This window comes from Fimbriimonadaceae bacterium (assembly GCA_019638775.1).
In the GTDB taxonomy this organism is placed as follows: domain Bacteria; phylum Armatimonadota; class Fimbriimonadia; order Fimbriimonadales; family Fimbriimonadaceae; genus JAHBTD01.
Genome location: JAHBTD010000004.1, coordinates 104,897 through 118,859, shown reverse-complemented (window position 1 = coordinate 118,859; position 13,963 = coordinate 104,897). Strand labels below are relative to the sequence as shown.

15 protein-coding genes and 1 tRNA gene are annotated in these 13,963 nt (G+C 52.9%); 11 read left to right on the top strand and 5 right to left on the bottom strand.

Features of this window, described 5'->3' with window-relative positions:
• The first annotated feature begins 37 nt into the window (after positions 1 to 37).
• From KF784_14780 to KF784_14755, 6 genes are all read left to right on the top strand, one after another.
• Entirely contained in the window at positions 38 to 436 is a 399-nt protein-coding gene (locus tag KF784_14780) for a CBS domain-containing protein (protein ID MBX3120325.1), read from the top strand.
• A gap of 60 nt (positions 437 to 496) precedes the next feature.
• The gene (gene bcp, locus KF784_14775) at positions 497 to 946 is read left to right on the top strand and encodes a thioredoxin-dependent thiol peroxidase (protein ID MBX3120324.1); all 450 of its coding nucleotides are present in this window, start codon (positions 497 to 499) and stop codon (positions 944 to 946) included.
• 51 nt (positions 947 to 997) lie between these two features.
• The gene (gene panB, locus KF784_14770; protein ID MBX3120323.1) at positions 998 to 1,753 is read left to right on the top strand and encodes a 3-methyl-2-oxobutanoate hydroxymethyltransferase; all 756 of its coding nucleotides are present in this window, start codon (positions 998 to 1,000) and stop codon (positions 1,751 to 1,753) included.
• A 13-nt stretch (positions 1,754 to 1,766) separates the two neighbouring features.
• Positions 1,767 to 2,597: a pantoate--beta-alanine ligase gene (gene panC, locus KF784_14765; protein MBX3120322.1), complete on the top strand. Its 831-nt coding sequence runs from the start codon at positions 1,767 to 1,769 to the stop codon at positions 2,595 to 2,597.
• 85 nt (positions 2,598 to 2,682) lie between these two features.
• On the top strand, positions 2,683 to 3,087 hold the full coding sequence (locus KF784_14760; GenBank protein MBX3120321.1) for a hypothetical protein: 405 nt from the start codon (positions 2,683 to 2,685) through the stop codon (positions 3,085 to 3,087).
• A 113-nt stretch (positions 3,088 to 3,200) separates the two neighbouring features.
• Positions 3,201 to 3,275: transfer RNA gene (locus tag KF784_14755), tRNA-Thr, on the top strand.
• A gap of 20 nt (positions 3,276 to 3,295) precedes the next feature.
• On the opposite strand, the gene KF784_14750 is transcribed toward KF784_14755, so the two are convergent.
• Both KF784_14750 and KF784_14745 read right to left on the bottom strand, forming a co-directional pair.
• On the bottom strand, positions 3,296 to 5,524 hold the full coding sequence (locus KF784_14750) for a hypothetical protein (GenBank protein ID MBX3120320.1): 2,229 nt from the start codon (positions 5,522 to 5,524) through the stop codon (positions 3,296 to 3,298).
• A 236-nt stretch (positions 5,525 to 5,760) separates the two neighbouring features.
• Entirely contained in the window at positions 5,761 to 7,539 is a 1,779-nt protein-coding gene (locus KF784_14745) for a hypothetical protein (protein MBX3120319.1), read from the bottom strand.
• A 156-nt stretch (positions 7,540 to 7,695) separates the two neighbouring features.
• Here KF784_14745 and KF784_14740 point away from each other — a divergent pair, with 156 nt between their 5' ends.
• The 3 genes from KF784_14740 (at position 7,696) to rpmA (ending at position 10,513) form a co-directional block, all read left to right on the top strand.
• Positions 7,696 to 9,639: a diguanylate cyclase gene (locus KF784_14740; protein MBX3120318.1), complete on the top strand. Its 1,944-nt coding sequence runs from the start codon at positions 7,696 to 7,698 to the stop codon at positions 9,637 to 9,639.
• 293 nt (positions 9,640 to 9,932) lie between these two features.
• Positions 9,933 to 10,250, top strand: a complete 318-nt coding sequence (gene rplU, locus KF784_14735; GenBank protein ID MBX3120317.1) for a 50S ribosomal protein L21 — start codon at positions 9,933 to 9,935, stop codon at positions 10,248 to 10,250.
• A 2-nt stretch (positions 10,251 to 10,252) separates the two neighbouring features.
• Positions 10,253 to 10,513: a 50S ribosomal protein L27 gene (gene rpmA / locus KF784_14730; protein MBX3120316.1), complete on the top strand. Its 261-nt coding sequence runs from the start codon at positions 10,253 to 10,255 to the stop codon at positions 10,511 to 10,513.
• 57 nt (positions 10,514 to 10,570) lie between these two features.
• On the opposite strand, the gene KF784_14725 is transcribed toward rpmA, so the two are convergent.
• Entirely contained in the window at positions 10,571 to 11,548 is a 978-nt protein-coding gene (locus tag KF784_14725) for a DUF3187 family protein (protein MBX3120315.1), read from the bottom strand.
• 118 nt (positions 11,549 to 11,666) lie between these two features.
• Between KF784_14725 and KF784_14720 the strand changes: the two genes are divergently transcribed.
• Positions 11,667 to 12,326 (top strand): PilZ domain-containing protein, encoded by a 660-nt coding sequence (locus KF784_14720; GenBank protein ID MBX3120314.1) that lies wholly within the window; start codon positions 11,667 to 11,669, stop codon positions 12,324 to 12,326.
• A gap of 31 nt (positions 12,327 to 12,357) precedes the next feature.
• On the top strand, positions 12,358 to 12,942 hold the full coding sequence (locus tag KF784_14715) for a PilZ domain-containing protein (protein ID MBX3120313.1): 585 nt from the start codon (positions 12,358 to 12,360) through the stop codon (positions 12,940 to 12,942).
• On the opposite strand, the gene KF784_14710 is transcribed toward KF784_14715, so the two are convergent.
• Together KF784_14710 and KF784_14705 are read right to left on the bottom strand one after the other, a co-directional pair.
• Complete coding sequence (locus tag KF784_14710; GenBank protein MBX3120312.1) at positions 12,939 to 13,187, bottom strand: 4Fe-4S binding protein; 249 nt, start codon at positions 13,185 to 13,187, stop codon at positions 12,939 to 12,941. The genes KF784_14715 and KF784_14710 overlap by 4 nt on opposite strands.
• A gap of 62 nt (positions 13,188 to 13,249) precedes the next feature.
• Complete coding sequence (locus KF784_14705; protein MBX3120311.1) at positions 13,250 to 13,837, bottom strand: TetR/AcrR family transcriptional regulator; 588 nt, start codon at positions 13,835 to 13,837, stop codon at positions 13,250 to 13,252.
• Positions 13,838 to 13,963: the final 126 nt, after the last annotated feature.

Genomic DNA, 13,963 nt, shown 5'->3' with positions numbered 1-13,963 from the left:
CGAAGCGAAAGCCAATCTGCTGAGTAGACTTATCGACATGACCTTACGCGAGGTCCTCCACGCCCATATCCCATACCTCACTGCCGACAGCACGATTCGTGATGCCGTCGACAAAATGGATATCTATCAGTTCCCCGCGCTGGTCATCGTTGACGACGATCACGCCCCCATTGGGGTGATAACAGAGGGTGATGTTTGCCGTGCCGTTCAGATGAAGGACAGCATGACCTCCATGTCGGAGGACCCTGCGCTCGTTTACGCCACCAAGGAGCCAACAGTGATGAGCTCCGATACTGAGATAGGCGACGCTTTTCACCGTATGCTAATGAGCGGACTCACGATTCTGCCCGTCGTCGAAGACAACCGTTTAAGCGGAGTGGTCCTGCGTGTAGATTTGATGCAGGCGATGATGATGGACGCAGCAGGGAAGTCGTAGCCCGAGTTTGCATGCGTGCCCGGTTCACAAAGACGACTTTCAAGTAGTCTGTGTAGAGATATGATCGACGTTGGCTCCCCCTTTCCCGACTTTGTCCTCCAAGATCAGGATGGAAAAACTTGGACGAAGAACGATCTGTACGGCTCCAAGACCATCGTGTACTTCTACCCAAAGGACGATACTGCGGGGTGCACCACCGAAGCATGCGAATTCCGCGATCTCCTTCCCGAGTTCTCGGGTGCCAAGGTCTATGGCGTGAGCCCCGACCCCGTCAAGAAGCACAGGAAGTTCGCCGACAAGTTCGAACTCAACTTTCCACTCCTCGCCGATACCGATAAATTCCTTTGCGACACTTTGGGGATCTGGGTTAAAAAGACGCTTTATGGCAAGAAGTATATGGGCATTGAACGGACCACTTATCTTCTCGATGAGAAGGGTGTGATCGAGAAAGTTTGGCGCCAAGTGAAGATCGAAGGCCATGCCGCAGAAGTCCTATCGGCTTTGAGCTAAGCATCGCGACCAAGCCACTGATGAAGATTGGACGGTACAATCCGGGCCAATATGTCCTCAAAGATCACCGCTCCGGCAGTGAGGGCTATGAAGGCCCAGGGGAGAAAAATCGTGAGCATCACCGCTTACGATGCTCCTACCGGAGCCATCGCCGACCAAGCTGGCGTCGATATTGTCCTTGTCGGTGACAGTGTAGGCAACGTATCTCTAGGTTTTAAGAACACGCTTCCGGTAACGATGGAGCACATGCTTCATCACACCGAAGCCACCGCTCGCGGCGTCAAGAACGCCCTTCTTATTGCGGACATGCCCTTCGGCTCCTACCAAATCGGCATAGCCGATGCTGTCGATTCGGCAGTGGCTTTAATGAAGATTGGTGCCGAAGGTGTCAAGCTTGAAGGAGCATATATAGATGAGATAAAGGCCATCGTGAAGGCTGGAATCCCCTGCATGGGGCATGTCGGCATGACCCCACAATCCTATCACAGCTTTGGTGGACACAGAATTCAGGGGAAGGGGGACGATGGAGAGCGAGTCATGAGCGAAGCGCTTGCGATCGAGCAGGCCGGGGCATTCGCGATCGTCCTTGAATTGATCCCTGTAGAGCTATCGGCGGAGATCACAAAGCGGTTGCATATCCCAACAATTGGCATTGGCGCGGGACCCCATTGTGATGGTCAAATCCAGGTATTTCACGATGTCGTTGGATTAACTGAACTTCATCTAAAGCATGCAAAGCGCCACGCCGAAGGCTGGACCATCTTTAAAGAGGCGATTGAGGCGTATTCGAAAGGAACGCGCGATTAGCTGACATAAGTCTATGAGAATCGCACGCCATCCAAATGAGATCACACTAGACAGCACCCAAACGATCGGCTTTGTCCCAACTATGGGGTCGCTTCATGAAGGCCACATGGCGCTAATAGCCGAGTCCGTTCGGGAATGCGATCAGACGGCAGTTTCAATCTTTGTCAATCCTAAACAGTTTGGACCCAAAGAAGATTATGCAAATTATCCTCGTGATGAAGAGCGTGATCTTAGGATGTGCGAAAGTGCGGGAGTAGACGTCGTGTTTGTTCCCACAGTAGAAACAATCTACCCGTACAACAATATATCAATATCAATAGGTGGAGTGTCCCAACTATGGGATGGGAAGTCGCGCCCTGGGCATTTTGATGGTGTTGCGACTATTGTAGCAATATTGTTCAACATTGTTAAGCCAAACATTGCATATTTCGGGCTGAAAGATTTTCAGCAATGCGCGGTCATCGACAGGCTTGTGCATGGTTTACACCTTGGAATCGCGCTAAGATTTGTCGAAACCGTGCGCGAGCCCGATGGTCTTGCAAAGTCAAGTAGAAATGCATATCTGACGCCGCAAGAAAGAATCATCGCACCATTATTGTATCGAACACTTCACTCCGTCAAAGCGAAGTTGCTTGATGGCGTTGCCTCGGTACCTGAATCCGATGTGATTATAGAGGAAGCGAGGCAAAGCCTCGTGGAATCAGGATTTGATGTGGACTACATCGCACTGGTTGATGAGAAGTTATTGGAACCGGTATCGGTACTTAAGGGATCGGCCCGACTCATCGTTGCAGCCAAGATCGGAAGCACCAGACTTATTGACAACATTGGCATACTCTTATAGACTTTTTGTGCAGACCGCTACGATCTGTACAAAGCATTCGTCATAACAAATGGGGTTTAATAAACTTCACGTTTAGGAGAACGTCATGAGCAAAACAGTCCAGAATGTCAAGAACTCGCTGAAGTTCAAAGCACAGGTGAAAGAGGGATTACTTTCTGTAAGAGTCGGGGTCAAGAAATACACCCTCCCAACATCTGTCCGAATTCTCAGCAACGGAAGTCACATCTTCCTTTCGTTTACAGCTACTTCGGAGCTATTCAAGGTCACCAACGGTGCCCTCGAAGCCATGTCCCCGAAGGAAGATGCCACCGAGGCCTTTAATGCCCTGAATCCGGGCAAGCGACGAGGCCGACGGCGCGCACAAGCCGATGTGCCCAAGGAGCTTTCAGATGCCCTCAAGCACATTCCCACGGGTTACAAACTTGTTATCGACAAGGACGGTACACCACGGTTGGCAAAGCGACGACATCGCAAGCCACGTGCTAAGTAACTCAACGCTACAAGGAGATTTTAGAGACGGGCTGGTCCCGTCTCTTCCTACTTTTGGTCCATCAAAAATTCCGTCTCGGGTATAACTCGTAGGCTAAAATAACAACCCCGAAAGCCGGATTAGCTCAGTGGTAGAGCGCCCGCCTTGTAAGCGGATGGTCAGGAGTTCGAGTCTCCTATCCGGCTCCAGAATCCTCGGTGATCTCCCCTCAAGGCCTTAACTCGTTAAAGATTTCTGCACCCGTACGACTAGGCCAGTCGATATCTTTCGGTTCTGCACAAAGCGACCAGCGCTCCCCGACCCCTGCGTGCGACAAGGAAGCGCGAATCGCAACAGCCGCCACATCCCATCCGGACAGATCGAGTTCATACACGCAATCTCTTCTATTGGGTCCAAGCTTAAATGCTGATTCGCTCTTTTGTATCACCTGTGAATCTGCGATGCACAGAACTTCAACCGACAGTGTGTCATGAACCGTTTCTTGGCTATCGTTAATCACAAAGAAGCGGCACAGACTTTCCGCCATTTCAGCGGCAATCAATATCGGCGCGTATAGCCTTTGCAGCTCCCAGCCCGCAAGCTTCATTTCGCGTGCGTAGTCCTGCACCGCCCAGCTTTGAACCGGCCAACAGTCGTTGAATTGCCAGATCAAAGTCCCTTTACAGAATTCGGACCTTCTATAGTGCTCAATCGCAAAGCGCAAGGCGTCGCGCTGATTGAGCTGGCTGGTATGAATCCATTCCTTGAGAGTGTCCGAAGTAGGGTAGTGAAGCTCTACAAAGCCCTTGAAAGTCTCCCAAGGCTTACGAGTACGGTCGTGCCAACGTACCGCAGGATGGTCAGGCGAGGTCTCCTCAACGTCCACGCCAGCGATCTTCCAGGCTTTCGCTGAACAGGAGCTGGCAAAACCGAATTCCGAACTAAAGCGCGCAGTAGAATCGCCGTAATATTTCCAATCGCCACGCCCGTGCCACGCATCCCAATAATGCTGGTCCCCATGGCTTCCGTCATTCACGGTGCCTTTCTCGTCAGACGGATTCTGCCCTGTCGGGCTCGTCGGAATGTATGGCTGTCCAGGCGCAAATTGAGCAATCAGTGAGGGAAGCAGGTCTTCATAAAGCGCCTGACCGTAGTAGCGCGGCGGGATCTTATCGTCGTCACCCCAACGGGTTTGCCACATCCACTCGTTCTCATTGTTGCCGCACCAAAGCGCGAGACAAGTGCGGTCGCGCAGTCGGCATATCTGATAGCTAGCCTCAACCCGTAGCGTTTCTTGAAACTCCTTGTTATCCGGGTAGTAGCTGCAAGCGAAAGGAAAGTCTTGCCACACAAGGATGCCGTTCGCATCACAGGCATCATAGAACGCCTCCGACTCGTACAGACCCCCTCCCCAAACGCGCAGCATGTTCATGTTCAACTGTGAACAAGCCTTCACCTGTGACTCGTAATCGCCAGCGGAAATGCGAGAAGGGAAGGCGTCATTCGGAATCCAGTTTGCCCCTCTTGCCCAAATCTCTTGACCGTTCACAACAAATGTGAAGGACTCACCAAAACGGTCGGGCTCGCGTCTAAGTTCGATCGTGCGCAAACCTATTTTTCGAGTCATGGCATGATCCTTCCCAAGCGAGACGGAAACTTCATAGAGGTGCGGTTCTCCGTATCCGTTCGGCTGCCAAAGGATCGGGTCGTCGAGGATAACGTCCAAGTCTCCTGTGAACACGCCGAATCCAGAAAGTTGCGTGGTGTAAGAAGCCTCCCCTTCAATCTGAGTAGTTGTCCAAATCCTAAACTTGCCATCGGCAAGTTGTTCCTGCTGAACTCGAAACTCCGTAACCCGCTCTGAATACTCCAAGAGCTTAACCGGCTTCCAAATCCCGCAAGAAACCAGCCTTGGCCCCCAATCCCAACCGGACATACATTGGACTTTTCGTACAAACGCTCGCTCGTCGAAGAAGGTGGTGTCGTGCCGCAGCCCCTCTTTCTGGAAGTAGGCGCTCCTGCGCTCATCGCCCACCCGTACAGCCGATTCGAACTCGACCTGAAGGACATTATCGCCCTCGCGCAAGGCCGCCGAAACATCAACCTCAAGCGGCACAAACATGTTGTCGTGCGCGGCAATCAGGTCGTCGTTAAGGTAGATTTTGCAAACGGTATCAAGACCCTCAAAGAGCAGCTTGCGATTCGGCTTTGTCGGGTCTGGCGACCATTCGAAAGTTGTCCGGTAAGACCAATTCGCTTGATCGACCCACTGGCAACCCGCTTCCGCTTCGCCGATAAACGGATCCACGATCATTCCTTGCCGAACAAGGTCAAGATGGACATGTCCAGGAACAACTGCGTCGCGCCAAAGATTATCGGGATGGTGTGGCCTGTAATATCCAGGTCCAGCATCCTTTGTTCTGAACAGCCAGCCCTGATTCAGCTCGGTAACACGCATAGGCAGCGACAGGTTACCGATACCTGGCAACTTTTTTGGCGGTAATTCGACCCGCTTTTGCGCGCAAACGATGACCCTGGTACTTCAGCCTGACTGGCCGCACGTTAGAACGCGGAAGAACAACAACGTCGATGAATTAAACAGACCAAAGAAAGCCAGAGAGGACTTGATCGACTTAATCCTCCACACCCTCCAGCCCTACGGGCCGACCTCGCCAGTCGGCCCTTTTTTTACAGCTATGGAGCCACTTGAAGCCAATCATCCCAGAGCGTTGTTTGAGCAAACAGCAATTGAGCGTAATCGGACTGAAGTGTGTTGAACAGCGACGAAGACGAAAAGTCGATAGAGAGGCCCTGACTATTCGGCGAGTTGATGTTATGCCCTTCCCAAGCCAACGCCGCTTGTAGCTTCGCCTTCACATTGAGTGCAGCGTTCTGAACCGAAGGGATGGCGATCTGCGCGTTGATAAGGTCACACAGATGACCGATGTCCCTGAACACACGGAATGACGTCGGGCTATAGGCCTGAGCGGTGCTCCGAATGTTCTGGATTTGTGTGCCGATCGTGCCTTCATTCGCAATCAACTGCGCGGCAAGGCCATCCAAAGCCGTGGCAAGGTCACCAAGCTTCGCCGTCTCGATGGAGCTTTGTGTGATCTTCCGATTCACATAGGACGGATTATTAAGCATCCCGTCCACGAAGGCTTTGGTAAGTTGCCTTGTCGAGGCGTCTGGATTGTCTCGGAATTGAGCAAAGATCGCATCGTAGGGATAGCCCTCACCAGGGGGACTCTCCTCGCTGCCCACAACATACTGAGCCCGATCCTTGATCTCAAAAGCGACCTCCATCATCTGCATAAGGCTCGCATCCCAGGCAACGATGTCGAGCACATTGTTGCCAATGGATTGCGACAGTTCCCAAGTCTGAATGGCATTGCCCGTCTCGTCGTCGAAGCTCACCGCGCGGGATAAAGCCGGTGTCCGTTTCCATCCGCTTCCGTGATTCCAAATGATCAGGCAATAGCGGTCAGCAGGATAGAACGTCTTGCCCCAGTTGATGAAGTTGAGGAGGGTACTCGCTTGCCCCATGTCCACGTCGGTCCCCATGTCCTGAATCAGTTCACTGGCAATCTGGTTCGAGAGGTCCGGCTTCACCAGGTACCGACGTGTGCCGTTAAACGTGGACGACGGCCACGCATTTGTCGATTGCTTCCATTGCAGAACAAAGCGAACGTCGGGATTGCTTGCGACCTTCTCCATCTGATTCACGTTGAGCGTGCTGAATGGGGCGAGGTCGTTTGCCGCGTTGATGAAAACAAGAATGGTCCACTTGGTGGTTGTTGTTGTGAACGGGTTCACATGCAGGAGCCCGCTGCCCTGAGTGCTCGTCGCCAAATGCTGAGCGCGAACGCTTCCATCGCCTTGCGAAGTCCCCAAAACCAGACCGGTTGTGTTAACAGAGGCCACACCACCGAGGGTTGTCCACGTCATACTGCCGGGTTCCGTAAAGACGGCTCGATTCGATCCGTTGTAACCGCAGGCATAGAACTGCCGACTTTGCTGGACTGTCAGGTTCGCATTTGAGGGCGAAACTTTAACGCTCGTCGGGTCCTCACCAACAGCCGAAAGGAACTGCGTTTTGCCCTGGATGTTCACCAACGTATCGATGACACCCGTCTTGACACCCGCTAAGTCTCTCTGAGAGAACAGCTCGATCAGAAGGCGATAAGAGCCTGATGACGCCACCTGGATATCGGTTGCTTGGAGTCCGTTTTCGTCCTGATTCATCACCGAAGTGGAGACCAAAACGCCGTTCAAATTGTAAAGGGCAATCCTCTGTGAAAGGCCCGTAACGGCCCGACTTCGATTTGTCCAGTCGGATCGATAAGCCAAGCTGGGGCTCTGCCCGCCACCGGAGCCACCGCACGAGACAAGGATGTGGGATAGCCCGATCACCAGGACCAGCAGGCCAAACAGCCTAAATCTTGAGGAACGAATAGGAGTGCTTTCTGACATGGTTTTGACAACTGTTAGACGGGTTCGGAGCCGATACGTTCGTTCGATTCTCGAAAGTTCGCTCCTGACGCTGTGGAGGGTCTACCCGAAAATGGGGAAAACAGCGGGAATACCAGGTACGGGTTGAGCCTATTTTGAGCCGATAATCCGAATAAGTTGTCCGAATCTTCGCAATTTCAAAAGCTGATCGAGCTACTGCATCATTTTGGTGTTCACACCGTCCAGGATCGCAAAGGGGAGTTTGACACCGGATTTCCAGTGTACTTGCCCCTACAGGACGGTGGCTCGCTGCTGCTTGACTTGCCCGAGCCTGGGCTCATTTCAAGTCTCGATCCAGATTCGGTCGGCGTTGCCGTCATCGATCTCCTTGGCTATCCGAGGGCAGTGTGGGGGCTTGCACGTCGTGTACGATTCTTCAAAGGAACCGATAACGTTCTTTACACCGATATTGGTGCCCTCGTAAAGGCAGCGATGGATGGCGTGAGCGGCTCGTTGTACCTCGATGGAATGCGTTTTCATGTAGGGGGAATCGATCCACGATCTGCGACCGATTTGGTTGTGCTCGTCACCAACGCAAACGAAGAACGCAGTGCACGAAGGCAAGCCTCAAAAAGCTCACGAGAAGCCGAGGCGCTCAAGAGGCTCGGACGCGTCCTCAGCATGAACCAGCAGCTCACACCATTGGCGATAGCCGCTGTCCACGAGATCACATCTGCAACAGAGCTTGCTGCTGTGCTGCTCTGGGTTGCAAACCACGAGACGCAAACCTTGTCCCTCACCGCAAGCACAGGCGCAAACCGCTCAGGAACCAGCGCATTGCAATCGCTTGATTTGCGCGGCGGTGGCACTTGCATCGCCGAATTGGTCGCGATGAGTAAGCAAGGATTTAGCATTCCAAACGTAGCCGACCACCTTCTCACCGCTGACCTTGAAGCGAAATTCTGCTACCTCAAACCCGGGCCAATGAGCGTCCACCCGCTGGAAATTGGTGATACTTTAATCGGAGTTCTTGAACTTATCGGAAGAGAAGGCGAGGCAAACTTCCCTGAGAATCTTGAGCTATTTGAGGTGATGGCAGAGCATCTGGCGCTTGCGCTGAACAACTCGCTGCTCTTCGAAAAGCTGGAAAAGCAGGCAAGCCACGACCCCCTAACCGGCATTGCCAACCACCGAACGCTGCACGAGTTTCTGAAAGGCCGGATCGCTGAGACCCAGCGCACTGGACAAGAGTTGAGCGCAGTCATGATCGACGTCGATCATTTCCGCAGCTTCAATGAGGAGGAGGGCCACGAAGCCGGCGACACCGTTCTGAAGATGGTTGCCGACACCCTCAAAGCCGCGTTGCGTCCTTACGACCTTTGTGCGCGCTATGGAGGCGAGGAATTCACTTTGGTACTTCCAGGCTCAAATGCCGAAGCCGCGCTGATCGTCGCGGAGCGAGTCCGAAAGCGCATCGAAAGCGTGCCGTTCATTACGAGAACCGGAAGGATGCGCCATGTCACGGCAAGCATGGGTTTAGCCGTTTACCCCGAGTCCGCCCAGGACGGGGTCAACCTATTGCGCGCTGCCGACCAAGCGCTCTTTGAGGCCAAAAGAACCGGCAGAAACCGAATCGTGGTTTTTGAAGGTGAGCTTGGCGAAGTCCAGACCGACGATTTTGACGTGTCGAGTCTCTGGAAGTTCGTCACGGCCAAGTCAAGAAAGAAGGTCGAGGAGAAGCTGGACAAGCTGGAAGTTCATATGCACCTGCTCGAAGTCTCGCTTGGACTCACCAAGTCTCAGAGGCAGATGCTACGTGGCCTTGCCATGCTGCAGGACGTTTATCGCCGCGCCAAAAAGAGCACACGAACAGGCATGTTGGAGAAACTCGAAACCGCGCCTGAACTTCGTGCGCTTCTCCCTAGCCTTCAGGCTCTCGAAGAAAGATACGACGGGCGAGGTCCCTTGGGTCAGGCAGGGAACCGAGTGCCGTTGCTCTCGCGAGTTTTGTCCGTGTGCAACGCCCTTGTTGAAGATAGCGGAAAATCGCTCCTGGAGCCGCCTGGCAAATATGACCCGGAGATTGTAGCCATCGTTGCTCGAATGGAGGACGCGGCCTAGGGGATTGGAGATTGGAGATTGTAGATTGTAGATTGTAGATAGGAGATAGGAGATAGGAGATAGGAGATAGGAGATTGTAGATAGGAGATTGTAGTTTGGAGGTCACGGATTACGGATCACGAATCACGAATCACGATCACTCCCTTCTCCCAGAATCCAAAATCGCAAATACTCCTGGTCTTTGGTCCCCTTTCTCCGCCCCCAACTGAGCTGAGCCTATGACCTCATTGACGGAGGAAGGTTGCTTGTGCCATTATTTACGTTCGCGCCCGCAGGGTGTTAGAGGTTTCGAAATGTACGTAATCGTCCAGACTGGTGGAAAGCAGTTCCGCGCTGAAAAAGGCGAAGTTCTGATCGTCGAAAAGCTTGAAGGCGAGGTCGGCGCAAAGCTTGAACTCGCTGATGTTCTGGCCGTTTGCGACGGCGGTGATGTCAAGCTGGGTTCTCCCTACGTGAAGGGTGCCCGAGTTCGATGTGAGATCATTCGCCACGGAAAGGCAAAGAAGATTAACGCCTTTAACTATAAGGCCAAAAAGAACGAGCGAAAGCGCTGGGGACACCGCCAGCCGCAGACGCACATCCGTGTTACGGAGATCGTTGCAGGGAGCTAACGATGGCACATAAAAAAGGTCAAGGTTCAACAAGAAACGGTCGCGATTCAAACTCGCAGCGCCTCGGCGTCAAAAAGTACGGCGGTGAGATCGTCAAGTCTGGCACCATCATCATTCGCCAGCGCGGCACCCAATTCCACCCCGGCACAAACGTCGGCATGGGCAAGGATCACACCCTGTTCGCCACGATTGCTGGTCAGGTGAAGTTTGAGGGCCCAAGGGACAAGCGCCGAATCAGTGTTTACCCAGAACAAGCAGAGTAGTTTTTAGGAACAAAGTTTTGAGAAAGAGCCTGAGCAAATGCTCAGGCTCTTCTTATTTCAGAACCTCTTAGCCCAGCGAATTCCAAACGTAAAATCCGGCCCGATGCTAACGATTTGGGGAGCGCCGCCGTTCAACAGATCGCGATCTTCTGTAAAGAACATCTCTAAATCCTCGACCTCGGACATTCGTCTGCGAATCCCAAAAGTCAGCGTTCGCTGAGTCTGGTCAGAGCGCGATACCCCTAGCTCTAGCGCCGACGCTTCGCCTTGCCATTGGAGGACGTAAGTATCCCGAGTATTGGCATGATAGCCAAAGCTCAGAAGCTCTTGGTGAACCAATCGACGGGCCGGACTCAGCTCGTCCGAAACTCCTTGATAATCCACTCCAAGCTGAGCGGTGGCGGTCCACTTGCGCGGTAAGGTCCACCGCTTTGCCAGAGCAATTCCCGCATCCCAAGCTCCACTCCCAAAAAGTTTGTCAGCCTCACCGGTCGGAGCCTTGAATCCTATACTGGCAACCATCCCGTTTGGCAGCTCTTTCTGGAAAGTCGCCGACACATCGCCTATCCCCGAACCCGAGCCAAAGATTCGAGAGTCGGTAAATCGAACGACAGATCTTCCAAAGGGTCGTTTGTTTCGAAATGGATCGGACCACTGCAGAAAGTTCTCATGCCACCAGTCGATCATCGGGTCCATGAACCCACCGCCCCGGCTGAGGTAAGGCAGCGAGAGCGAGACATCCCACCCCTTGCCAAGCCCACGCCGATAGCTCATCTGCAGCACCTGTGTTTCTGCATCTTCGATGGAGAACTTTCCCGAGGACATGATGAGCTCGCGAAAGTCGTTTGCATTCGTGTATGCAAACGACCATTCGGTCTTTCTCAGCTCTAAGACCTTGCTGGGCACGGGCGTTCGATAGAAGGGAAGGGAGTAAAGCCGATGGTTGCGGGTATGGATGACGTCGTAATCGGATCCATGCGCAGCACATCCAAAGGAGAGGGCAACCAAAGGGACAAAAAACTGAGGAGTTCTCACCTACGTAAAATTACCGGATTTGAGTCCGAACGAGTATGAATCTGGAGATTCCAGATGGGTTGTCTGCATCGAAATACCGATTTATTAAGGTTAGACGCTAAGCGTCAATTGATAAGTTATGGCTGCTAGTTCACCGCGAGATTTTAATGGAGTCCGCACTCGGTATCAAAGGCTCGGCGATTGTCGATTCTTTACCGGCTGGGTGCAGAACTTTATGGGCAACAACATTGTCGTCCAGAGTTCTACGGACGTAGTGCTTACACCAGGACAAGAGTTCCTGTTTCAGATTTTTGGCGCTAATGCGATGGCGATTTTTACGGCTCGGCTGCGTGCTGTAGATTCCATCGATATGGTCAAGAATGCAGAGTTTGTCTTTGTGGAGGGCACTAACGCGCAGGTGATGTCTGTCACCGAGATGGACTTTGACTTTGAGATTACGAGCCAGATTCGCTATTCACGGGCAACCGAATCTGTGCGCAGGCTTGTGACCACCACATGCGCGACGATCACCATCGAGGATCAATCTCCTATCGAAGTCATGGTCGCAGATGTTGCGTATGAGGGCATCGGATTTCTAAGCGGCGAAAAATTCGAACCAGGCGCTAAATGCACAGTCGAGATCTTTTCGGAATACGGCGTGATTTCGGCGGAAGGTGAAATTCGATACAGCCGCCCCGACCCTCGAAACCTACAGACTTTTAGGACAGGAATTCAGTTCGCAGAGATGAGCCGGATCGACGAAGCCAAGTGGCGACGGCTCATGCCAAGGGCGGCATAAAGACTTGAAATGCAAATGAAGGGGATAAAGCATGGAAGCTTCCAGTTTTCTTAGAACCAGAGCGCGGCTACAAAGGCTGAAGGATTATAAGCTTCTGTCGGGTTGGGTGACGATGGTCTCAAAGTACGAGGTCGTTATTCGACTCAACGGGGAGAACATACTTGACGCCGAGGACGCCGTTTTTGTGCAGGCTTTCGGAGACAAGGTTACGGGGCAGTTCACAGGGAAAGTATTGTCTTCCCGAGGGCAGAGCTCTACGATCGCCTTTACCACCGAAGTGAAGTGCGTCACCGCGATAGAGGAACTGCGGCTCAAGACCGATCTCGTACTGGGTGAGCTCGACGCCGGGGGCTTCAAAATGGAGTTTCAAGTCGTGGACGTCTCGCCGAGCGGAGTTGGGATTCTCACAAAATTACCGCTGACACGTGGTGCAACCATTCAAATGAGAATGGATGAAGGGGCGGCTAGGGTTGACTGCGAGGCGGAGGTGCGCTACTGCCGCTCTTTGGGCGAAGGGGATTTGCCGTTTCGATCTGGCCTAAAGCTTGGCCCGTTGGATCGGCTTAACCAGGCACGGTGGAACCAGTTCGTCGAGTCGCTGATGGAAGCGGCCTAACCGCCCGTCAGCTCTTGCGACTTCTGACGGTTCTTTTCGATGTAGTCGCGCCACTGGGAGGGCACATCGGTATCCACAAAGATGGCGTTCACCGGGCATTCCGGTTCGCAAAGACCACAGTCGATGCACTCATCGGGGTGAATGTAGACCATATCCGGTCCTTCATAAATGCAGTTCACGGGACAAACGTCCATGCAGGACTTGTCCTTTACGCCGATGCAGGGTTCTGTGACGATGTAAGGCAACTCTTCAACTCTCCTGGAATACGCCTAATTTTGGCATATCGGATGCCCTTCACGCGGGTTCCTTAGGCATTGGCGCGGATGAACTTCTGCACCCACCAGGTCGAGTCTTCTGTCGTCGGAGTGCCTGGAAGGCCAAGTTGGGGGTTAAGCGAGAGCGCACCGACGATGAACAAAGTCGCGTTTCTGCCAATCGGTTCAGGATGGATTACACCGTTCTGGCTTGCCTTAAGCAGCCCTTGGCATACCGGCTCAAAAACGTTCTCAAGGTAGAGCTGAACGATCTTTTCCCGTCCCTGTGCAGACTCCATTAGTTGCTGGTCACGAAGCGTTGTGAGGATGTCTATCCGGTGGGTTTGGGAAAGAGTCCTCGCCATCGACCGCAGCATAAGATATGGATCACTCTGAGCATGAAGAGAGTCCTGCAGGTCTTGTCCAAGCTCCGTAAAGGCAATCTCCGCCCATGCAATATACAGATCTTCTTTGTCCTTGAAGTGATAGTAAAGGGAGGGTGGCTTAAGCCCCGCAATCCCCAAAATCTCCGCTACCGAAACCTGCGCATACGACTGCTTGCCGAAAAGCTGCGACGCAGCCTGAAGCAGGCGCGTCTTGCCATCGGTAGCAACAGCATCAACGATTTCGGAGGACGACATATTCTTCTCTACGTTGGTTCATATCGGCGTATCTGCCTTGCTTTTTTTCTGTCTTCTTGCCTGTTTTTGGCTGAGTAACGGGGCGATGTGACAAAATTAGCCGTATAACCCTATTGAAGGCAATAG